19 protein-coding genes are annotated in these 19,914 nt (G+C 64.6%); 15 read left to right on the top strand and 4 right to left on the bottom strand.

The window, feature by feature from the left end; translation table 11 throughout:
• Window positions 1-141: 141 nt before the first annotated feature.
• Window positions 142-615, bottom strand: coding sequence for an Lrp/AsnC family transcriptional regulator (locus AB4Y43_RS12535; protein WP_069265638.1), 474 nt, complete (start codon window positions 613-615; stop codon window positions 142-144).
• Between the two features lie 254 nt (window positions 616-869).
• Between AB4Y43_RS12535 and AB4Y43_RS12530 the strand changes: the two genes are divergently transcribed.
• The 12 genes from AB4Y43_RS12530 to AB4Y43_RS12475 all read left to right on the top strand — a co-directional run bounded on the left by AB4Y43_RS12530 (window position 870) and on the right by AB4Y43_RS12475 (window position 12,883).
• Complete coding sequence (locus AB4Y43_RS12530) at window positions 870-2,264, top strand: amino acid permease (protein WP_368727924.1); 1,395 nt, start codon at window positions 870-872, stop codon at window positions 2,262-2,264.
• Window positions 2,265-2,307: 43 nt separating this feature from the next.
• Window positions 2,308-3,504: an amino acid aminotransferase gene (locus AB4Y43_RS12525; RefSeq protein WP_368727923.1), complete on the top strand. Its 1,197-nt coding sequence runs from the start codon at window positions 2,308-2,310 to the stop codon at window positions 3,502-3,504.
• A 279-nt stretch (window positions 3,505-3,783) separates the two neighbouring features.
• On the top strand, window positions 3,784-4,194 hold the full coding sequence (locus AB4Y43_RS12520; protein ID WP_368727922.1) for a DnaJ family domain-containing protein: 411 nt from the start codon (window positions 3,784-3,786) through the stop codon (window positions 4,192-4,194).
• Between the two features lie 98 nt (window positions 4,195-4,292).
• Complete coding sequence (tadA, locus tag AB4Y43_RS12515; protein ID WP_368727936.1) at window positions 4,293-4,886, top strand: tRNA adenosine(34) deaminase TadA; 594 nt, start codon at window positions 4,293-4,295, stop codon at window positions 4,884-4,886.
• A gap of 25 nt (window positions 4,887-4,911) precedes the next feature.
• A complete protein-coding gene (ldcA, locus tag AB4Y43_RS12510) occupies window positions 4,912-5,838 on the top strand; it encodes a muramoyltetrapeptide carboxypeptidase (RefSeq protein WP_368727921.1) in 927 nt (308 codons plus the stop codon).
• 310 nt (window positions 5,839-6,148) lie between these two features.
• Window positions 6,149-6,871, top strand: coding sequence for a GntR family transcriptional regulator (locus AB4Y43_RS12505; RefSeq protein ID WP_368727920.1), 723 nt, complete (start codon window positions 6,149-6,151; stop codon window positions 6,869-6,871).
• Window positions 6,872-7,170: 299 nt separating this feature from the next.
• Window positions 7,171-8,685: an NCS1 family nucleobase:cation symporter-1 gene (locus tag AB4Y43_RS12500; protein WP_368727919.1), complete on the top strand. Its 1,515-nt coding sequence runs from the start codon at window positions 7,171-7,173 to the stop codon at window positions 8,683-8,685.
• 37 nt (window positions 8,686-8,722) lie between these two features.
• Complete coding sequence (locus AB4Y43_RS12495) at window positions 8,723-9,511, top strand: aspartate/glutamate racemase family protein (RefSeq protein WP_069265743.1); 789 nt, start codon at window positions 8,723-8,725, stop codon at window positions 9,509-9,511.
• A gap of 258 nt (window positions 9,512-9,769) precedes the next feature.
• A complete protein-coding gene (puuE, locus tag AB4Y43_RS12490; protein WP_368605411.1) occupies window positions 9,770-10,729 on the top strand; it encodes an allantoinase PuuE in 960 nt (319 codons plus the stop codon).
• Window positions 10,726-11,247 carry a 2-oxo-4-hydroxy-4-carboxy-5-ureidoimidazoline decarboxylase gene (gene uraD / locus AB4Y43_RS12485; RefSeq protein ID WP_342945816.1) on the top strand — a complete coding sequence of 174 codons (522 nt, stop codon included), beginning with the start codon at window positions 10,726-10,728 and terminating at the stop codon, window positions 11,245-11,247. The genes puuE and uraD overlap by 4 nt, the downstream gene beginning before the upstream one ends.
• Before the next feature lie 82 nt (window positions 11,248-11,329).
• Window positions 11,330-12,340, top strand: a complete 1,011-nt coding sequence (gene alc, locus AB4Y43_RS12480) for an allantoicase (protein WP_368727918.1) — start codon at window positions 11,330-11,332, stop codon at window positions 12,338-12,340.
• Window positions 12,341-12,358: 18 nt separating this feature from the next.
• Window positions 12,359-12,883 (top strand): ureidoglycolate lyase, encoded by a 525-nt coding sequence (locus AB4Y43_RS12475; RefSeq protein ID WP_069265648.1) that lies wholly within the window; start codon window positions 12,359-12,361, stop codon window positions 12,881-12,883.
• Window positions 12,884-13,246: 363 nt separating this feature from the next.
• Here AB4Y43_RS12475 and AB4Y43_RS12470 read toward each other — a convergent pair whose 3' ends face one another.
• Entirely contained in the window at window positions 13,247-14,440 is a 1,194-nt protein-coding gene (locus AB4Y43_RS12470; RefSeq protein ID WP_069265649.1) for a urate hydroxylase PuuD, read from the bottom strand.
• 216 nt (window positions 14,441-14,656) lie between these two features.
• Window positions 14,657-15,010 carry a hydroxyisourate hydrolase gene (gene uraH, locus AB4Y43_RS12465; RefSeq protein WP_368605408.1) on the bottom strand — a complete coding sequence of 118 codons (354 nt, stop codon included), beginning with the start codon at window positions 15,008-15,010 and terminating at the stop codon, window positions 14,657-14,659.
• Between the two features lie 230 nt (window positions 15,011-15,240).
• Here uraH and AB4Y43_RS12460 point away from each other — a divergent pair, with 230 nt between their 5' ends.
• Together AB4Y43_RS12460 and AB4Y43_RS12455 are read left to right on the top strand one after the other, a co-directional pair.
• Entirely contained in the window at window positions 15,241-15,438 is a 198-nt protein-coding gene (locus tag AB4Y43_RS12460; protein ID WP_368605407.1) for a hypothetical protein, read from the top strand.
• 219 nt (window positions 15,439-15,657) lie between these two features.
• Window positions 15,658-17,007, top strand: a complete 1,350-nt coding sequence (locus tag AB4Y43_RS12455; RefSeq protein ID WP_368727917.1) for an 8-oxoguanine deaminase — start codon at window positions 15,658-15,660, stop codon at window positions 17,005-17,007.
• 66 nt (window positions 17,008-17,073) lie between these two features.
• On the opposite strand, the gene AB4Y43_RS12450 is transcribed toward AB4Y43_RS12455, so the two are convergent.
• Window positions 17,074-18,006, bottom strand: coding sequence for a LysR substrate-binding domain-containing protein (locus tag AB4Y43_RS12450; RefSeq protein WP_069265652.1), 933 nt, complete (start codon window positions 18,004-18,006; stop codon window positions 17,074-17,076).
• 257 nt (window positions 18,007-18,263) lie between these two features.
• Between AB4Y43_RS12450 and AB4Y43_RS12445 the strand changes: the two genes are divergently transcribed.
• Window positions 18,264-19,892: an ABC transporter ATP-binding protein gene (locus tag AB4Y43_RS12445; RefSeq protein ID WP_368727916.1), complete on the top strand. Its 1,629-nt coding sequence runs from the start codon at window positions 18,264-18,266 to the stop codon at window positions 19,890-19,892.
• Window positions 19,893-19,914 lie beyond the last annotated feature (22 nt).

The raw sequence follows: 19,914 nt of genomic DNA, 5'->3' as shown, positions 1-19,914 counted from the left end.
GCATGTTTTTTAGAGCACGATGGGGCTTTTAGCAAGACTATTTCATCAGCCGGTCTTGCGACGCCGCGAGCAGGCCGCTGATGAGATAAAATTGCGTTTTCGCCGAAAACCCCCGCCAGACGGACCTGGCGCGCGCTTGTCTCAGGCTTCCAGCGGCATCGCGCTCGTCCCCTTGAGTTCATCGAGGCAGACGATCGACTGCACGCTGTTCACGCCGGGCGCGCGCATCAGCGTATCGAGCAGGAACTCGGAAAGCGCCTTGAGATCGCGCGCCACCACCTTCAGAACGTAGTCGATATCGCCAGTCACGGAGTAGCACTCCTGCACCTGCGGCAACGTCGCGACGAGTTCCTTGAACTTGACGAGCTCGCGCATGTGCCCGCGCTCCATCGTTACCTGAATGAAGGCGACCACGCCGAAGCCGAGCGCCTGCGCGTCGAGGCGCGTCTCGTAGCGCCGGATCACGCCGAGCTCCTCGAGCCGCCGGTGACGCCTGAGTGTCTGCGCGGGCGAGAGCTTGATCGCGGCCGCGAGTTCGAGGTTCGAAGCGCGTCCGCGCTCCTGCAGTGCGGCGAGAAGCCGCATGTCGATCGTATCGAGCGCGAGATTTTGCATTTATCTTGCGTGAGATGGGTTTGAGGCGAGAGGGAATTGTATCAATCAGGGTTTGCCTGCGTACGAGATGAAATCATATTTTTCCGCTTCAACTATACACTGGGCGCACCCGATCGGGCTGGCGGCCAATACCACCAAGCCCGGCAGCGCGCCGATGCAGAAGGTTGTGTGCGCAATTTTATTTCGTGGAGCGGAGCCGGCGTCCTACCCGGATGCTTTGGCCCTGCGCACATAAGTCGGAGACAGGACGAGACATGGTTTCAAACGACACGCGTGAAAATCGCGGCCAGCTAAAACGCGGCCTCAAGAATCGCCACATTCAGCTCATTGCGCTGGGCGGGGCGATCGGCACGGGCCTGTTCCTCGGCATTGCGCAGACGATTCAGACCGCCGGCCCCTCGGTGCTGCTCGGCTACGGCGTCGCCGGCATCATTGCGTTCTTCATCATGCGGCAACTGGGCGAGATGGTCGTGGACGAGCCCGTCGCCGGTTCGTTCAGCTATTTCGCAGACAAGTATTTCGGCCCGTTCGCGGGCTTTCTCTCCGGCTGGAACTACTGGGTGCTCTACATTCTCGTGAGCATGGCCGAGCTTTCGGCGGTCGGCATCTACATGCATTACTGGTGGCCGACGCTGCCCACGTGGGTCTCGGCGCTGGTGTTCTTCGTCGTGATCAACGGCATCAACCTCACGAGCGTGAAGTCGTACGGCGAACTCGAGTTCTGGTTCGCCATCGTCAAGGTGCTCGCGATCGTCGGCATGATCGCCTTCGGCGGCTGGCTGCTGTTCTCTGGCTCGGCGGGTCCCGAGGCGAGCGTGTCGAACCTCTGGCGCAACGGCGGTTTCTTCCCGCATGGCGTCTCGGGTCTCGTCATGGCCATGGCGGTCGTGATGTTCTCGTTCGGCGGGCTGGAGCTGGTCGGCATCACCGCGGCAGAGGCCGATGATCCCTCGCACAGCATTCCGCGCGCGACGAATCAGGTGATCTACCGCATCCTGATTTTCTACATCGGCGCGCTCGGCGTGCTGCTCTCGCTCTACCCCTGGCAAAAGGTCGTGGCCGGCGGCAGCCCCTTCGTGCTGATCTTCCACGCGATGAACAGCGACCTCGTGGCCAACGTGCTGAACCTCGTCGTGCTGACGGCGGCGCTCTCGGTCTACAACAGCGGCGTGTACTGCAACAGCCGCATGCTCTACGGTCTCGCGCAGCAAGGCAATGCGCCGAAGGCGCTGCTCAAGGTGAGCCGGCGCGGCATTCCGCTGGCGGCGCTCGGCGTGTCGGCGTTCGTCACGGCCGCCTGCGTGATCATCAACTACTTCATGCCGGGCAAGGCGTTCGAACTGCTGATGGGGCTCGTCGTGTCCGCGCTCATCATCAACTGGGCGATGATCAGCCTGATTCACCTGAAGTTCCGCCGCCAGAAGGCGCGTACCGGTCAGACGACCACGTTTCGCAGCCTCGGTTATCCGCTGACGAATTACGTGTGTCTCGCGTTCCTCGGCGGCATTCTCGTTGTAATGTATCTGATCCCGGATCTGCGCATTTCCGTGTACCTGATTCCGGTCTGGCTGGGCGTGCTTGGGCTCGCCTACCGCCTGTGGTGCCGCAAGTCAGTGCCGGCGCTGCAACGCGGCGTGCCGGCTCCGTAAGCGCTGATATTCGTCCCGAATTTCGTCCAGAGAGTTAAACAGCATGTTCGAACACATCGATGCCTATCCCGGCGACCCGATCCTCTCGCTCAACGAGAATTTCCAGAAGGACCCGCGTCAGAACAAGGTCAATCTGAGTATTGGCATCTACTTCGATGACGAAGGCCGTCTGCCCGTCATGAAGGCCGTTCACGCGGCCGAGGCGGCGATTCTCGAGGAGCCGGGTCCGAAGCCGTATCTGCCGATGGCCGGTTTCGCGCAGTATCGCGACGCTGTGCAGGCACTGGTGTTCGGCGCCGACTGCCCGTCGCGCGCGGCCGGCCGCATCGCGACCGTGCAGACGCTGGGCGGCTCGGGAGCGCTCAAGGTGGGCGCCGATTTCATCAAGCGCTATTTTGCGACCAGCCAGGTGTGGGTGAGCGATCCGACGTGGGAGAACCACCGTTTCATCTTCGAGCGCGCGGGCTTCACGGTGAACACGTACCCGTACTACGACGAGGTGACGGGCGGCCTGAAGTTCGAGGCGATGCTCTCGGCCATCGACGCGCTGCCGGCGAAGAGCGTCGTGCTGCTGCACGCGTGCTGCCATAACCCGACGGGCGTCGACCTGGATCGCGCGCAATGGGAGCAAGTGATCGACGTGCTGCATAAGCGCGACCTGCTGCCGTTCGTCGATATGGCGTATCAGGGCTTCGGCGCGGGCCTCGAGGACGACGCGTTCGCCGTGCGCGAGCTTGCGCGCCGCGGTGTGCCGGCGCTCGTGGCGAATTCGTTCTCGAAGAACTTCTCGCTTTACGGCGAGCGTTGCGGAGGGCTGCACGTGATCTGCGAAGACGCGGCGGCCGCCGACCGCGTGCTCGGCCAGCTCACGGGCTCGGTGCGCGCGAACTACAGCAATCCGCCGACGCACGGCGCGAAGATCGTCACGCGCGTGCTGGGCACGCCGGAGCTGAAGGCGTCGTGGGAGCAGGAGCTGGCGGCGATGTGCGAGCGCATTGCGCGCATGCGCGTGGCGATCCACGACGGCCTGCGCTCGCATGCGAGCGAAGCGGCGCTCGCTCGCTACGTGAAGCAGCGCGGCATGTTCACGTACACGGGCTTGAGCGAGAAGCAGGTCGAGCGCCTGAAAGAAGAATTCGCCGTGTACATCCTGCGCTCGGGCCGTATGTGCGTGGCAGGCCTGAACGAGAAGAACGTGAGCGTGGTGGTCGACGCGGTCGGCAAGGTGATGAAGGACTAAGGGAAGGGCGGGGCCGAATGCCCCGATATCTTCCTTGCGCCGCTGGCGTGCCGGTATGTGCCGGACGCTCCAGCGGCGTTTTTGCATCCAGCCCTTGGAACGGCTGCCTCAGCCGGCTGCCATCAGGCGATTCCAGATTGCGTCGCCCGCGTCTTTTCATTCGCATCAAACCGTCGGTCTGTCAAGCTGCAGGGGGTAGATGGCACACATGCCGGCCGCGCACGGTCTTCCAGGTCTCACCCTGATAGAATGCGTGAGCCGCAACGTAGTGGATTGCTGATGAAATTGCTTGATGCCCTCGTCGAACAACGGATTGCCGCCGCGGCCGCGCGCGGTGACTTCGACGACCTGCCCGGCGCCGGTGCGCCGCAGACGCTCGACGACGACCCGCTCGTGCCCGAAGAAGTGCGCATAGCCCACCGCATCCTGAAGAACGCGGGCTTCGTGCCGCCCGCAGTCGAACAGCTGCGGGCCTTGCGCGACCTCGAGGACGAGCTCGCCACGGTGGGCGACAAGGCCGTGCAGTGTCGTTTGCGCGCGCGCATGCTGGCGCTCGACATGGCGCTCGAATCGTTGCGCGGCGGACCGATGGTCGTGCCGCACGAATATCGCCGCCGCATCGCGGAGCGTTTGTCCGAACGCGCAGCGGGCGAGCCCGGCCTCCCGGGGCTCCCGGCGGGGGCGGCGTGACGGGCAGTCCCGTCCAGCCAGACGCCCCCGGCGGCGAACGCGAAGAGGCGCACCCGGTGGTCACTTCGCCCGCTGGATCGGTTCCCGCCGATCCGCTCGTGACGGCGTCCACACCCGCGCCTCAATCCGACGTCCAGCGCAATCCCGTCTCCGAGCGCGACCGGCATTTCATGCGCCTCGCACAGGCCGCCGCCGAAGAGGCGCGCGCCGCCGGCGAAGTGCCCGTGGGCGCGGTGCTCGTGCGTGGCGACGAAGTGATCGCCTCGGGCTTCAACCACCCGATCGGCGCGCACGATCCCTCCGCGCACGCCGAAATGGCGGCCTTGCGCGCGGGCGCGCACGCGCTGGGTAACTACCGCTTGCCGGGCTGCGAACTCTATGTGACCCTTGAACCGTGCCTGATGTGTGCCGGCGCGATCATGCACGCGCGCATCGCACGTGTGGTGTTCGGCGCACATGATCCGAAAACCGGCGCGTGCGGCAGCGTGGTCGACGCCTTCGCCAACGAGCAGCTCAATCATCACACGAGCGTGTCCGCAGGCGTGCTGGCGGACGAGTGCGGCGAGGCGCTGCGCGCGTTCTTCGCCGATCGGCGCCGCGCGAGCCGGGAAGCGCGCCGCAAGGCTCGGGAACAGGCTGAGCAGGCGCAGGGAGGGACTGGCGTAGCCGGTCCGGACGGACCCGCGGGTTGAATCTCACGGTTGAAGCGAATTCGACATGACCATTCATCGCACCATCGAGCTGGTGGCTCCGTCCGGTTATCCGCATGATGCGGAAGCGGTGCACCGAGCGCTTGTCCGGTTGCGGGCGCAGGGCCATCACGTCGACGGCGTGCAGGCGACCGAGCGGCGCTATCAGCGTTTTGCCGGCACGGATGGCCAGCGCGCGGCCGAACTGAATCGCCTCGCCGACCCATCGCGCGACCTGCCGGACATCGTACTCGCCGTACGTGGCGGCTATGGCGCGGTGCGCATCCTGCACGGTCTCGATTACGACGGGCTGCAGCGGCGTTTGACGGATCAGCCCATCGCGTTCGTGGGGCATAGCGATTTCACCGCCATCCAGCTCGCGCTGCTCGCGCGCGCCGGGCTCACGACGTTCGGCGGGCCGATGCTCTGCAGCGACTTCGGCGCCGAGAGTCTCAGCAGCTTCACGATGCATCACTTCTGGGGCGCGCTCTCGAAACCGAACTACACGCTCAAGGTGAACGCGCCGCAGGCCCAGTCGACGAGTGTTTCGGGCACGCTCTGGGGCGGCAATCTGGCCGTGCTGACTTCGTTGATCGGCACGCCTTATCTGCCGCCGGTCGAGGGCGGCATCCTGTTCGTCGAAGACGTGAACGAGCAGCCGTTCCGCATCGAGCGCATGATTTATCAGTTGCATCTGACAGGCATCCTTGCTCGCCAGCAAGCCCTGGTGCTGGGCGACTTCACGGGCCACAAGCAGTTCGATTACGACAATGGCTACGATCTGCGCGAAATGGTTGAGCAGGTGCGTGCCGTGGTTGGCATTCCGGTGGTCACGGGCCTGCCGTTCGGCCATATTCCGGATATGGTCACGTTGCCGATGGGCGCACCTGCGCAGTTGACCACCACCGCGCACGGTTTCGAACTGACCGTGAGCGGGTATCCGCACCTGAGTTGATTTCGCACCGACATGGAAGCGCTTTCGGGCGCTTTTTTTCAGGGAGCCTTATGCAACTAACGGCCAGTCAAAGGCGGCATCTGACAATGTTCACGCCAACGCTTCTTCTCTAAATTGTTGACAAAAAATTCGCCCGGATTGGGGCAGCAAATCACCATGCAGGTGCTGAATTCCCCGAAGTGGAGCGCCTTTCACCGATACGAGGCACGTGGCAGTCGGCGCGCACGTGGGGATCTTCCCCAGGTTCGCCAACATAATTGTTGACAATATTTATGTCCAACCTAGGATACCCAGCATAGAGACACGAGCCATGCGAAAGACCGATATCGACGCCGAAGCAACCGGCATGAAGCCCGAGGCGATCGCCGCGCGAATCCGCGCAGCGATTCTCGAGCACCGGCTGCCGCCCGGCGCGAAGTTGACCGAAGCACAGTTGTGCGAAGTATTCGGCGTGAAGCGCGGCCCGATCCGCCAGGCGCTCGCGCTGCTCGCGAAGGACCACCTCGTGGATCTGGAGCCCAATCGTGGCGCGTTCGTCGCAAGCCCGTCGCTCCAGGAAGTGCACGAGGTGTTCGAGATGCGACGGATCATCGAACTGGCAGTAGTGGGGCGCATTTGCAGCGCGCAGCACGGCAACCGCCGGTTGAAGACCATCGGCGAGACGATCCGGCGCGAGCGCAAGGCCTTCGAAGGGCGCGACTTCCCGACGTGGATCCGGCTTTCGGGCGAGTTCCATACGTCGCTGGCCACGCTCACCGGCAATACGGTGCTGTGCGACTGTCTTAACGGGCTCGTGGCGCGCTCCACGCTGATTTCGGCGCTCTACGAATCGCCGGGACGCAGTCCGTGTTCGTTCGACGATCACGAGGCGATTCTCGCGGCGCTCGAGGCCGGAAACGAGAAAGCGGCCGTCGAACTCATGGTCCGCCATTTACAGGGTGTCGAGCTCAGGATGCTCGACCGGCCGGGAGGCGCCTCGGTCGACTTGCAGGAAGTGTTCAGTGCGCGCGAGGCGACCACGCTTGCACGCTGATACGCATGCAAAGCGGCACTGAAACGGATTGCAGTAAAGGATTGCAGTAAAGCGCGACAGCCCGCTTCGACAGGTGGCTGCCGCGGCTGAAAAGGATGGAGTGGGGCGCATGCAATGCATGCGTACGGCAAGAACAGGCACAGCGTTACAGGGCGCCATTAGGCGGCGACCGGCGCAGTGCCCGCGAAGGCCAGACCATTCGGGGATATCGCGGCGGCCGCGTCCAGCGGCGGTGCGCACGCGTTTCGAGGCGTTCAGGCGTCTTTTTTCCGTCGGCATATCCATCCAAGGAGCGGATCATGGCTCAGTTCAGCGCGTCACCTGGCAGTCCGGCAGTGCCCAACTTCGAATCTGGCGAAAGCAGCGAGTCCGCAGACAATCTGCGCTTGCCGGCCGGCTACAGCGAGCGGCTCTACAACCACGACCTGGCTCCCCTCAAGGAGCAGACCTGGGGCGCGTACAACATCTTCGCGTTCTGGATGTCCGACGTGCATAGCGTCGGCGGCTATGTGTTCGCGGGGAGCCTCTTCGCGCTCGGCCTCACGAGCTGGCAAGTGCTCGTCGCGCTGATCGTCGGCATCTCCATCGTCAATGTGCTCTGCAATCTGATCGCGCGGCCGAGCCAGCGTCACGGCGTGCCGTATCCGGTGGCGTGTCGCGGCACCTTCGGCGTACTCGGCGCCAACGTTCCCGCCGTGATTCGCGGCCTCATCGCCGTGGCGTGGTACGGCATCCAGACCTATCTCGCTTCGAGCGCGCTCGTGATCGTCGTGCTCAAGTTCGTTCCGCAACTCATGCCTTATGCCGACGTGCACAAGCACGGCTTGCTCGGGCTTTCCGCGGTCGGCTGGGCCGGTTTCATGACGCTCTGGGTGCTGCAGGCCCTCGTGTTCTGGAACGGCATGGAGACCATCAAGAAGTTCATCGACTTCGCGGGGCCGGCTGTTTATGTCGTGATGTTCGCGCTCGCGGGCTACATGGTGTATCGCGCGGGTTGGCACAACATCGGTTTGAATCTCGGCGGCGTGAAGTATCACGGTACCGAAGTGATTCCCGTGATGATCACGGCGATCTCGCTCGTGGTGTCGTATTTCTCGGGGCCGATGCTCAATTTCGGCGACTTCTCGCGCTACGGCAAGTCGCTCAAGAGCGTGCATAAGGGCAACTTCTGGGGGCTGCCGGTCAACTTCCTCGCCTTCTCTCTCGTCACGGTCATCACGACGTCGGCAACGCTGCCTGTGTTCGGAGAACTGATTACCGATCCCGTCGAAACGGTCGGCCGCATCGATCATCCCACCGCGGTGATTCTCGGCGCGCTCACGTTCACGATCGCGACTATCGGCATCAACATCGTCGCGAACTTCGTTTCGCCCGCGTTCGATTTTTCCAACGTCGCGCCGCGGCTCATCAGCTGGCGTGCGGGTGGCATGCTCGCCGCCGTGGCCTCGATCTTCATCACGCCGTGGAATCTCTTCAACAACCCGGCCGTGATTCACTACACGCTCGACATACTCGGCGCCTTTATCGGGCCTTTGTATGGTGTCCTCATCGTCGACTTTTATCTCGTGAAGCGCGGTCGTCTTGCCGTGGATGATCTCTACACGGTGTCGCCGAACGGGGCGTACTGGTATCGCAACGGCGTGAACTGGCGCGCGGTGTCGGCCTTGCTGCCCGCCGCCGTGATCGCGATTCTCTGCGTGATGGTGCCTTCGCTCGGCGGCGCGGCGAACTTCTCGTGGTTCATCGGTGCCGCACTCGGCGCGTTGTTCTACCGTGCGCTCACGATGGGCGAACGTGCTCGCGCGAACGCATGAGCTGCGCGTAAAACCAGGCATCGACGAAGGAATCGAAATGCGCATCAAACTGATCAATCCGAACACTACGCAGCGTATGACCGCCGCGATGGAGCAGTGCGCGCGCGCCGTGATCGCACCGGGCACGGAGGTGGTGGCGGTGAGCCCGACGATGGGCCCGCCGTCGATCGAAGGCTATTACGACGAGGCGCTCGCCACCCCTGGCCTGCTTGCCGAAGTGGAGGCGGGCGAGCGCGAAGGCTTCGACGGCTACGTGATCGCGTGCTTTGGCGACCCGGGCTTGTACGCGGCGCGCGAGTTGGCGCGCGGGCCTGTCGTGGGCATCGCGGAAGCCGCGATGCATGCGGCGAGCGTGCTCGCGCCGGGCTTCTCGGTCGTGACGACGCTCTCACGCACGCGCGCCATGGCCTGGCATCTCGCCGAGCGTTACGGAATGACGCGTTTTTGCCGCAACGTGCGCGCGATCGACGTGGCTGTGCTCGAACTCGATGAACCGGGGTCGGCCGCGCGCCGCGCGATCGTCGACGAGTGCCGCCGTGCGCTCGAAGAAGACGGTGCGGACGCGATCGTGCTCGGTTGCGCGGGCATGACGAGCCTGTGCGCGCAGGTGGAAGACGCGCTCGGCGTGCCGGTGGTCGACGGCGTGACGGCCGCCGTGAAGTGGGTCGAGGCGCTCGTCGCACTGCGCCTCACGACCGCCAAGCGCGGCGACTTCGCGCGCCCGCTCGCCAAGCGCTACGACGGCGACTTCGCGCGTTTCAGCCCGGCCAACCCCGCCCCGGCCACGGAAACGCCGCCGCCCGTGCGGCCGCTGCGTTACGGGTAAACGCGCAGCGCGCGCAAGCGGAGGTGGCAACCCGGATCACGTCGTATCGGGCGGCCACATACACCTCGCTTGACCCGTACTATCTGAGCGTGCGTATGGGCGCGTACAGGTGATTTCGCTACACTGGTCCGGTCCTGTGAGCAGGTTGCGCGGACCGTCCGCGAGGCCCTGCAATGCAGCGCCAGCGGCCGTTTCGCGGTGCCTCGCCGTTGTGCGGATATTGCGTTTCATTCTCTCTATTCGATTGATTCGACCAGCATGCCACTCGATCCCCAATATCCCCGCGATCTGATCGGTTATGGCCGGTATCCGGTGCAGGCCAACTGGCCCGGCCAGGCGCGCGTCGCGGTGCAGTTCGTGCTCAACTACGAAGAGGGCGGCGAAAACTGCGTGCTGCACGGCGACCCCGGCTCCGAGCAGTTCCTCTCCGAAATCGTGGGCGCCGCGGCCTATCCCGCGCGCCATATGAGCATGGAGTCGATCTACGAATATGGCTCGCGCGCGGGCGTGTGGCGCATCCTGCGCGAATTCGAAAAGCGCGGCCTGCCGCTCACCGTGTTCGGTGTGGGCATGGCGATCGAGCGTCATCCCGAAGTCGCGCGTGCGTTCGTCGAGTTGGGCCACGAGATCGCGTGCCATGGGTATCGCTGGATTCACTACCAGGACGTCTCGCCCGCCAAGGAAGCCGAGCATATGAAGCTCGGCATGGAAGCGATCGAGCGCGTGACGGGCGTGCGCCCGCTCGGCTGGTACACGGGACGCGACAGCCCGAACACGCATCGCCTCGTGGCCGAGTATGGCGGCTTCCTCTACGACTCCGATTACTACGGCGACGACCTGCCGTTCTGGATGGACGTGGAGGTCACGGGCGGCACGTCGGTGCCGCAACTGATCGTGCCTTACACGCTCGATACCAACGACATGCGCTTCGCGTCGCCCCAGGGCTTCAACACGGCGGACCACTTCTTCACCTATTTGCGCGACGCATTCGACGTGCTCTACGAAGAAGGCGACGAAGCGCCGAAGATGCTCTCGATCGGCATGCACTGCCGGCTGCTCGGGCGCCCCGGGCGTTTTCGCGCGCTGCAGCGCTTTCTCGATCACATCGAGAAACACGAGCGCGTGTGGGTCACGCGCCGCGTGGACATCGCGCGCCACTGGCGCGAGCATCATCCCTATCAACCGCAGCAGAACGACCACCGCGGGGCCGCCGCATGAAGGCAATGCACTACACCCTCGAACAGCTGAATCAAGCCTCGGTCGACGCCTTCGTGGCGGCACTTTCGGGCATCTTCGAGCACTCGCCCTGGGTCGCCGCTGCGGCCGCGCAGCAACGCCCGTTTGCGAGCATCGACGCGCTGCATCGCGCCATGTCGCAGGCCGTGGAAACCTCCGGCGAGACGCAGCAGCTCGCGCTCATCAACGCCCACCCGGAACTTGCGGGCAAGGCCGCCGTGCGTGGCGAGCTGACCGCCGAATCCACGCGCGAGCAAAGCGGCGCGGGTCTGAACCAGTGCACGCAGGAAGAGTTCGACAAGCTGCTGGCGCTCAACGGCGCGTATCGCGAGAAGTTCGGATTCCCATTCATCCTTGCGGTGCGCGGCTATGACCGCCACGGCATCATCGCGAACTTCGAGGCGCGCGTGAACAACAGCCGCGCCGATGAAATGCGCGCGAGCCTCGACCAGATTTACCGCATTGCGCGCTTCAGGCTGGACGAACTGATCGACGCGTAACGTGGCGACGCGCCCCCCGGCTTCTCGCGGAAGGGGTGCAGCGCCGTTTTGATCTACAGAAAAGACACGAAGGAAGACAACGATGGCACTCCCGACTCTCGACCCCAACGCCCCCGATTTCACGCGCCGCTTCGTGAATCTCGCGGACCCGCGCCTGGGCGCGCAGACGCTCGAGGCGAGCGACGACTTCTTCGCGCCGAAGGATCGCATGCTCAATCCGGAGCCGGCCGTCTTTATTCCGGGCAAGTACGACGAACACGGCAAGTGGATGGACGGCTGGGAAACGCGCCGCAAGCGCACGACCGGCTATGACTGGTGCATCGTGAAGCTCGCACGCCCCGGCGTCATCAAGGGCCTCGATATCGACACGAGCCACTTCACGGGTAACTACCCGCCGGCGGCATCGGTGGAGGGCGCGTACGTGGCCGATGGCGCACCCACGGCCACGACACAATGGACGGAGATCGTTCCTTCGACCTCGTTGAACGGCAATAGCCACCATTACGTGGAAGTGTCGAGCGACAAGCCGTACACGCACCTGCGCGTGAATATCTATCCCGATGGCGGCATCGCGCGTCTGCGCGTGTACGGCCAGCCGCAGGTGGACTGGGCGGGCGCGAGCCGTACCGAACTGTTCGACCTGGCCGCGATGGAAAACGGTGCGTACCTCGTTAGCGCGAACAACCAGCACTTTGGCATGGCCTCCACGCTGCTCATGCCGGGCCGCGGCGTGAACATGGGCGACGGCTGGGAAACGCGCCGCCGCCGGGAGCCGGGCAACGACTGGGCGATCATTGCGCTCGCACAGCCGGGCATCATCAGGAAGATCGAAGTCGATACGGCGCACTTCAAGGGCAACTATCCCGATGGCTGCTCGTTCCAGGCCGCGCGCGTGGTGGGCGGCACGGACAGCTCGCTCGTGACCCAGGCCATGTTCTGGCCGGTGCTGCTCGGCGAGCAGAAGCTGCAGATGGACAAGCAGCACTACTACGAAAGCGAACTGGCGGCGCTCGGTCCGGTTACGCACGTGCGCTTCAACATCATCCCGGACGGCGGCGTGTCGCGTGTACGCCTCTGGGGCACGCTCGCCTGATACGCTGATGGGGCCATCATGAGTGAAACAAGGACGACGCTGACTATCGAGCCGCTCACGCCCGAGGCGTTCGCGCCCTTCGGCGACGTGATCGAACTCGCGGGTGCGAAGCAGATTCCGATCAATCTAGGGACGACCATCCGCTTTCACGATCTCGCGAAAGTGGATGTGACTGACGAGGGCGGCCGCACGCTCGTGAATCTCTTTCGCGGGCAGCCGCGCGAGCTGCCGTTCGAAGTGAAGATGCTCGAACGGCATCCGCTGGGCAGTCAGGCATTCGTGCCGCTCAACGACAAGCCGTATCTCGTGGTGGTCGCACCGGCGGGCGATCTGGATGTCACCCGGGTTCGCGCGTTCGTTTCGCGCGGCTGGCAGGGCGTGAATTATGCGAAGGGCGTTTGGCATCACCCGCTGATTGCGTTGGGCGAGGTGAGCGATTTCATCGTCGTCGACCGCGGTGGAGACGGGCTCAATCTCAACGAGCAGGATCTGCCTGAGTCGTTCTGGTTGACGGAAGAAGCGATGAAGGCGGCGATGCGCTAATTCGCGGAATTACCAGGCAGTCCGTATCAGCAGGAGAAAGCCACGTCCGAGACGTGGCTTTTTTGCGTTTTGCGGATGAAGGCGCGGTGAAACGTGGCGAGTCATGCATGGCTGTGTGCGACGCTTCAATACGTCGATTGGATCAGGTGGCGAGGGTCGTTGGCATACGCGCTCTGTTTGCTCAGCGGCGCCCGACTGCGTGATGCGCCTGCCGTCGCCAGCCCGAATGGTTCGCAGCCCAACGCGCAACCCCCTCAGCAACGACCGTACCAAAGGCAAAAGGACCCGAAGCGCGTCGCGCCTCGGGTCCTTCCAGTCACATCTCACGTAGCGCGAGGCAAACCACTCGCGCTGCCAACTACATCATTGCTTCGCACCGCCCTGGAACCAGGTGGCGATCTTCTGCCGCTCGTCGTCGGTCATGTGAGTGACGTTGCCAAGCGGCATCGCCTTGAGCGTCACGGCCTGCTGATAGAGCCGCTGCGCGTTCTGCGAAATCTCGTCGGGCGTATCGAGCATCACGCCGGCCGGCGCTGCGCCCATCAACGTCGGGTGCGCCGAGTGACAGGCCGCACAACGTTGCTGCAGGATAGGCTGAATGTCGGAAACCTTCAGCGACGGTGCGTTCGCGGCTTCGGCCTGAGGCACGACCGGGCGCGGCAGCGTCCACACCAGCGCGACGAACATCAGGGCCACGCCGCCGATCGGCAGATACCAGAGCTGCTGGCCACGGTGACGCATCACGAAGAACTGGCGAATCAGTGCGCCGGCCAGCATGATCACCACGAGCACGGCCCAGTTATAGGCGTGGGCGTAGGTCATGGCGTAGTGGTTCGACAGCATCGCGAACACCACGGGCAGCGTGAAATACGTGTTGTGCACCGAGCGCTGCTTGCCGCGCTTGCCGTAGATCGGGTTCGGCACTTCGCCCTTGAGCATCGCGGCAACCATCTTGCGCTGGCCCGGAATGATGACGAAGAACACGTTGGCCGACATGATCGTCGCTAGCATCGCGCCCATGATGAGGTACGCGGCACGGCCCGAGAAGATGTGGCAGGCGAGGTAGGCGGCGATCACGACATAGAGGCCTACGCATACGCCCAGCAGCTTGTCCTTTGTGCCAAGCACGCGGCACAGCGAGTCATAGACGATCCAGCCGGCGGCGAGGAAGCCGAGCGCGGAGAAGATCGCGACGACAGGACCCATGTCGAGCACGTTCTTGTCGATCAGATACGTGTTCGGCGCCATGAGATACAGCACCGTGAAGAGCGACGCGCCCGAGAGCCACGTGGTGTACGACGGCCACTTCGACCAGTGAAGGTCATCGGGCATTTCGGGCGGCGCCACGGTGTACTTCTGCATGTTGTAGAAGCCGCCGCCGTGCACGTGCCACAGCTCGCCGAACACGCCGCGACGACGCTGGTTCGGGTCCGTGGGCGGTTTGAGGCTGTTGTCGAGCGCGACGAAATAGAACGACTCGCCAATCCAGGCGATCGCCGCGATGACGTGGAACCAGCGCAGTGCGAGGTTCAGCCAATCGGTAATAAAGCCTTCCATGAAACGTCTCCAGTCCTGATGCATTGCGCGCGCGTCTGAACGCACGTGCTAACTGCGGGGTATGAGCGCGCCGCGTAGCGTTGGGGCCGCAGAGTGACCCATGCGCGCTGCCGCGCTGCCATTGTTTTTTGTATGTCCTCGGGCTTGATGAGTCGGGCTGGAAGATCGCCCGGAATGCCCTACGAGTTCGTGTTGCGGTGGCCGCCCAATTGATGCTCAGCTGCCCCGATAGGTGCTGTACGACCACGGCGAAACGAGTAGCGGCACGTGGTAGTGCGAGCCCGCGTCGGCGATGCCGAAGCGCAGCACCACGCGGTCGACGAAGCGCGGCTCGGGCACTTTCGTGCCGAGAGCGGCGAAATAGTCGCCGGCGTGGAACACGAGTTCGTATTCGCCTTTGGTGAGCGCAACGCCCTCGAGCAGCGGCGCGTCGCAGCGGCCGTCGTCATTGGTGGTCACGGTCTTGAGCGCGCGGCGCGCGTCGCCCGAGAGCGCAAAGAGCTCGACCTTGATGCCCGCGCCGGGACGGCCGTTCGCGGTGTCGAGCACGTGGGTAGTCAGCTTGCCCATTCGCAGTTTTCCTTGTGAGTGCCTGGTGCGATTGCGAGGTTTCAGCGGCAGCTCTCGATCCCATGCATGATGCATTGCGGCGGATCGAGGCTCCACATCAGTGGCTACATACCCGTCGGCGGATCGAAGCGAGCGCCGTGAACGCATTTTAAGAACGATCGCACCCGGCGCGCGCGCGCGATAGGAAAGATAAAGCGACACGCATGAGGGTGAGCCCTGGGACTGCCTGGATGCTGTCGCTCATTGCGCCCCGGATTCGCGCGTCCCTTGTTAGCATCGTAGCGACGCCAAAAATCGACCTTTATATGCGTGGCGTAAATTTGGGTATCGCAGCGGCGCGAATTGCCACGACTATTTTGGTTGCGGATCGTATAGGCCATGCGCAGCGCGTGCTGCGCGTCCCGAAGACGGCGGTGGACGCCGGGTAACCGGGCCAGCGGCGTCCTCGTCGGGACGCGTCGGCACCGGGCGCCTGGGCGACCGGCGAGGTCGGCGGGTGAGGCGAGGGCGTCTGGTTCACGTGCCGTGCGCGAGTCCGAACGAAAAGCCAGGGCTCGTGGCGGCACGACAACGGAGCGAACAAGGACGATGGAACCCACTCTCGCACAGCGGCAAAACCGCAAGACCCGCAAAAGCCCGGCAAGACATTGCTGGTGAAAAACGCCGACATGCTGGTGACGATGGACGGCGCGCGTCGCGAGATTCGCGGCGGCGGGCTCTACGTCGAAGGCAACCGCATCGTCGCGGTCGGCCCGACGGCCGACCTGCCCGCCACGGCCGACGAGGTGATCGACGCCAGCGGCCACCTCGTGGCGCCGGGGCTCGTCAACACACACCACCACATGTACCAGAGCCTCACGCGCGCCGTGCCCGCCGCGCAGGACGCCGAACTGTTCGGCTGGCTCACCAGCCTCTACAAGGTATGGGCGAACCTCACGCCCGAGATGATCGAGGTCTCCACGCTCACCGCGATGGCGGAGCTGCTGCTCTCGGGCTGCACGACGTCCAGCGATCATCTGTACATCTATCCGAACGGCAGCAGCCTCGACGACAGCATCCGCGCGGCGCAGCGCATCGGCATGCGCTTTCATGCAAGTCGCGGCAGCATGAGCGTCGGCCAGAAGTACGGAGGCTTGCCGCCCGATTCCGTGGTCGAGCGCGAGGACGCGATTCTCGCCGACACGCAGCGCCTCATCGAGACGTATCACGACGAGGGCCGGTACGCGATGCTGCGCGTCGTCGTGGCGCCGTGCTCGCCGTTTTCGGTGAGCCGCGACCTGATGCGCGAATCGGCGGTGCTCGCACGGCACTACGGCGTGTCGATGCACACGCATCTCGCCGAGAACGCCAACGACATTGCTTACAGCCGCGAAAAGTTCGGTATGACGCCCGCCGAATATGCGGAGGACCTGGGCTGGGTGGGCCGCGACGTCTGGCATGCGCACTGCGTACAGCTCGACGATCATGGCATCGGTTTGTTCGGCCGGACCGGCACCGGCGTCGCGCATTGCCCGTGCTCGAACATGCGGCTCGCCTCCGGCATCGCTCCCGTGAAGAAGATGCGGCTCGCCGGCGTACCGGTCGGGCTCGGCGTGGATGGTTCGGCGTCGAACGACGGCGCGCAGATGGTGGCCGAGGCGCGGCAGGCCATGCTGCTCGCGCGCGTGGGCTTCGGGCCGGATGCCATGACCGCGCGCGAAGCGCTCGAAATCGCGACGCTGGGCGGCGCGCAGGTGCTGGGCCGCGACGACATCGGCGCGCTTGCACCCGGCATGGCGGCGGACTTCGTGGCGTTCGACCTGCGCCAGCCGCTTTTCGCGGGTGCGCTGCACGATCCTGTTGCTGCGCTCGTCTTCTGCGCACCCTCGCAGGTCGCGCTGAGCGTGATCGGCGGGCGCGTGGTCGTGAAGGACGGCGTGTTGCAGACGGTGGAGCTTGGGCCGGTCATCGAGCGGCATAACCGGCTCGCGGCGCAACTCGTGCAGATGGCGCGCTGAGGCAAGCGCGCCACGCATGGACGTACTGAAAGGTCAGGCGGCCGCAGCATCGTGCGGCCGTGCTGCTCAAGGCTTGTCGATCAGCGTCTTCGTCGCTTCGGCGATGAGGCTGCGTAACCAGCGTACTTCGTCCGAGTAATGACAGCGTTCGTGCCACAACTGGTAGTACTGCATCGGCGGGAAGTCGAGCGGCGCGGGTACGACCGTGAGCGGCAGGAAGCGCGCATAGTGGTCGGCGAACAGGCGCGTGGTCGTGAAGACCAGGTCCGACTTCACGAGCACGTAGGGCGCGAGATTGAAGTACGGCAGCGTGACGACCACGTGGCGCTTGAGGCGCTCGCGCGCGAGGTGCACGTCGATGGCGCCGCGCTGGCCCACGGAGTAGGGCGTGGGCGCGAGATGCGGCGCGTTCAGATACTGGTCGAGCGTGAGCCCGCCGCGCTTGGCGAACGGGTGCGAGTTGCTCATCAGGCAGACGATCTGGTCGACGAACAGGTTCGACAGGTGCAGTTGTTCGGGCGGCTCGGGCCAGTTGCCGATGACGATATCGAGCTTGCCTTCCTCGAGCGCGAGCTCGTAGTCGAACGCAGGCCCGAGCGAGTGAAACTCGAGCGTGGCGTTGGGCGCGGCCAGACGGAAGCGCTCGACCACGGTCGGCACGAACAGGACGTTCAAATAGTCAGGACAGCCAATCCGATAGCAACGGATAGAGGTGGCCGGATCGAAATTGTGCTGCTGGAAGCGGATGCGCTCGATCTCGCGCAGTGCGTTCTGCACGGGCTCGAGCAGGCGCAGGCCGTACTCGGTCGGCACCATGCCGGACTTGCCGCGCACGAGCAGCGGGTCGCCGGTGATGTCGCGCAGGCGCCGAAGCGCCGCGCTGATTGCGGGCTGGGACTGATTGAGCTTGACGGCTGCGCGTGTCACGCTGCGCTCCATCAGAAGCGTGTGCAAGACGCGCAAGAGGTACGTGTCGATCGCCTCGCGTTGCTGACTCATGAATTCTCCGAATTATATGTTCTGGCTGATCGATGAGGCTTGGGGGTATATCGTTTTTAATATGGACAAAAAGTGGCGTCAAGCGAGGCTTACCCCGAGGCTCGCGCCGGGGTTATGCCGGCCAGCCTCATGCAGCGAGGCAACAGCGAATTTTGACGGCTCGACCTTCGCAGGGCTAACAGGTATCGTCACCCCCGCACGGCGGCCAGCGTCAATCGGGTTAACGAACAGCAATTACGTACAACGGCGGAACCTCCATGGGTGATTCTTCTTCTCGTCAGGCAACGCTTGGGCAACACGGCAGCGATGTGCCGCGCCTCGCGCTTGCCGGCATCACGAAGCAGTACCCGGCGGTGCGCGCGAACGACGATGTCACGCTCTCGGTCGCGCCGGGCGAAATCCACGCCTTGCTCGGCGAGAACGGCGCGGGCAAGAGCACGCTCATGAAGATCGTCTACGGCGCGGTGCGGCCCGACGCGGGCGAGATCCGCTGGGAAGGCCAGGCCGTCGAAATCGCGAGTCCGGCTGGGGCGCGCAAACTTGGCATCGGCATGGTGTTCCAGCATTTTTCGTTGTTCGAAACGCTTACCGTCGGCGAGAACATCGCGCTCTCGCTCGACGAACCGTTCGACCTGAAAACGCTCGGCAAACGCATTCGCGAGGTGTCGGCGCAATACGGCCTCGATGTCGATCCGCAGCGCCACGTGCATAGCCTCACGGTGGGCGAGCGTCAGCGCGTGGAGATCGTGCGCTGCCTGCTGCAGAATCCGCGTCTGTTGATCATGGACGAACCGACTTCGGTGCTCACGCCGCAAGCGGTGCGCAAGCTGTTCGGCACGCTGCGGCGTCTCGCTTCCGAAGGCTGCAGCATTCTCTATATCAGCCACAAGCTCGACGAAATCCAGGAGCTTTGCGACACGGCCACCGTGCTGCGCGGCGGCAAGGTCACGGGCCGCGTCATTCCGCGCGAAGAAACGCATGCGTCGCTCGCGCGGCTGATGGTCGGGCGCGAACTGCCCGACTACACGCGGCGCGCACACGCGCCCGGCGACGTGCTGCTCGAAGCACGGCATCTGTCGATGCCGAGCGACGATCCGTTCGGCACCTCGCTCAACGACGTTTCGTTCGGCGTGCATGCGGGCGAGATACTCGGTATCGCCGGCGTCTCGGGCAACGGCCAGGCGGAACTGCTCGCCGCGCTCTCGGGCGAGGCGCAAGCGGCCCGCCACGGTGTGAGCGCCGACGCCGTCAGGATTTGCGGCAAGGCCGCGGGACGCCTTTCGGCTGGGGCGCGCCGAAAGCTCGGCTTCGCTTTCGTGCCGGAGGAACGCCTTGGGCGCGGCGCGGTCCCGGCCATGTCGCTTGCCGAAAACGCCTTGCTCACGGCACACCGCGAAGGCATGGTGCGCTCGGGTTGGCTCAGGACGGGCGCGATGCGCGCGTTCGCCGAGCGCTGCATCGGCGCGTTCGATGTGCGCTGCGGCGGCCCGGATGCGCTCGCGCAAAGCCTCTCGGGCGGCAACTTGCAGAAGTACATCGTGGGGCGCGAGATTCTCCAGGCGCCGAAGGTGCTCGTGGTCGCGCAGCCCACCTGGGGCGTGGACGTCGGCGCGGCCGCATTCATTCGCCAGCAGTTGCTCGATCTTTCGGCGCGCGGTGTGGCGATACTCGTGATCTCGGAAGAACTGGAAGAGCTTTTCGACATCTGCGACCGCATTGCCGTGCTCGCGGGCGGACGCCTTTCGCCCGCGCGTTTGACCGGCGAGACGAACGCCGAGGAAATCGGCCGCTGGATGGCGGGGCTCTTCGGCGAGCGTGCGGATCGCGGAGACGGCGGCGGCAGGCCCGACGGCGAGCCGCCCGCGCAGACCGTGGCGAACGCATGATCGGCGACACATAACAACGCGC

Source organism: Paraburkholderia sp. BR10872 (assembly GCF_040965835.1).
In the GTDB taxonomy this organism is placed as follows: domain Bacteria; phylum Pseudomonadota; class Gammaproteobacteria; order Burkholderiales; family Burkholderiaceae; genus Paraburkholderia; species Paraburkholderia nodosa_A.
This window is presented reverse-complemented; position numbering and strand designations above follow the sequence as displayed.

Excerpts from the sequence above, each read along its gene's own strand:
- AB4Y43_RS12450 (WP_069265652.1), bottom strand. The coding sequence starts at position 18,006 with ATGAGTCAGCAACGCGAGGCGATCGACACGTACCTCTTGCGCGTCTTG.
- AB4Y43_RS12530 (WP_368727924.1), top strand. The coding sequence starts at position 870 with ATGGTTTCAAACGACACGCGTGAAAATCGCGGCCAGCTAAAACGCGGC.
- AB4Y43_RS12470 (WP_069265649.1), bottom strand. The coding sequence starts at position 14,440 with ATGGAAGGCTTTATTACCGATTGGCTGAACCTCGCACTGCGCTGGTTC.
- uraH (WP_368605408.1), bottom strand. The coding sequence starts at position 15,010 with ATGGGCAAGCTGACTACCCACGTGCTCGACACCGCGAACGGCCGTCCC.
- AB4Y43_RS12500 (WP_368727919.1), top strand. The coding sequence starts at position 7,171 with ATGGCTCAGTTCAGCGCGTCACCTGGCAGTCCGGCAGTGCCCAACTTC.
- puuE (WP_368605411.1), top strand. The coding sequence starts at position 9,770 with ATGCCACTCGATCCCCAATATCCCCGCGATCTGATCGGTTATGGCCGG.
- AB4Y43_RS12475 (WP_069265648.1), top strand. The coding sequence starts at position 12,359 with ATGAGTGAAACAAGGACGACGCTGACTATCGAGCCGCTCACGCCCGAG.
- ldcA (WP_368727921.1), top strand. The coding sequence starts at position 4,912 with ATGACCATTCATCGCACCATCGAGCTGGTGGCTCCGTCCGGTTATCCG.
- AB4Y43_RS12495 (WP_069265743.1), top strand. The coding sequence starts at position 8,723 with ATGCGCATCAAACTGATCAATCCGAACACTACGCAGCGTATGACCGCC.
- uraD (WP_342945816.1), top strand. The coding sequence starts at position 10,726 with ATGAAGGCAATGCACTACACCCTCGAACAGCTGAATCAAGCCTCGGTC.
- alc (WP_368727918.1), top strand. The coding sequence starts at position 11,330 with ATGGCACTCCCGACTCTCGACCCCAACGCCCCCGATTTCACGCGCCGC.
- AB4Y43_RS12505 (WP_368727920.1), top strand. The coding sequence starts at position 6,149 with ATGCGAAAGACCGATATCGACGCCGAAGCAACCGGCATGAAGCCCGAG.
- AB4Y43_RS12525 (WP_368727923.1), top strand. The coding sequence starts at position 2,308 with ATGTTCGAACACATCGATGCCTATCCCGGCGACCCGATCCTCTCGCTC.
- AB4Y43_RS12520 (WP_368727922.1), top strand. The coding sequence starts at position 3,784 with ATGAAATTGCTTGATGCCCTCGTCGAACAACGGATTGCCGCCGCGGCC.
- AB4Y43_RS12445 (WP_368727916.1), top strand. The coding sequence starts at position 18,264 with ATGGGTGATTCTTCTTCTCGTCAGGCAACGCTTGGGCAACACGGCAGC.
- AB4Y43_RS12535 (WP_069265638.1), bottom strand. The coding sequence starts at position 615 with ATGCAAAATCTCGCGCTCGATACGATCGACATGCGGCTTCTCGCCGCA.
- AB4Y43_RS12460 (WP_368605407.1), top strand. The coding sequence starts at position 15,241 with ATGCTGTCGCTCATTGCGCCCCGGATTCGCGCGTCCCTTGTTAGCATC.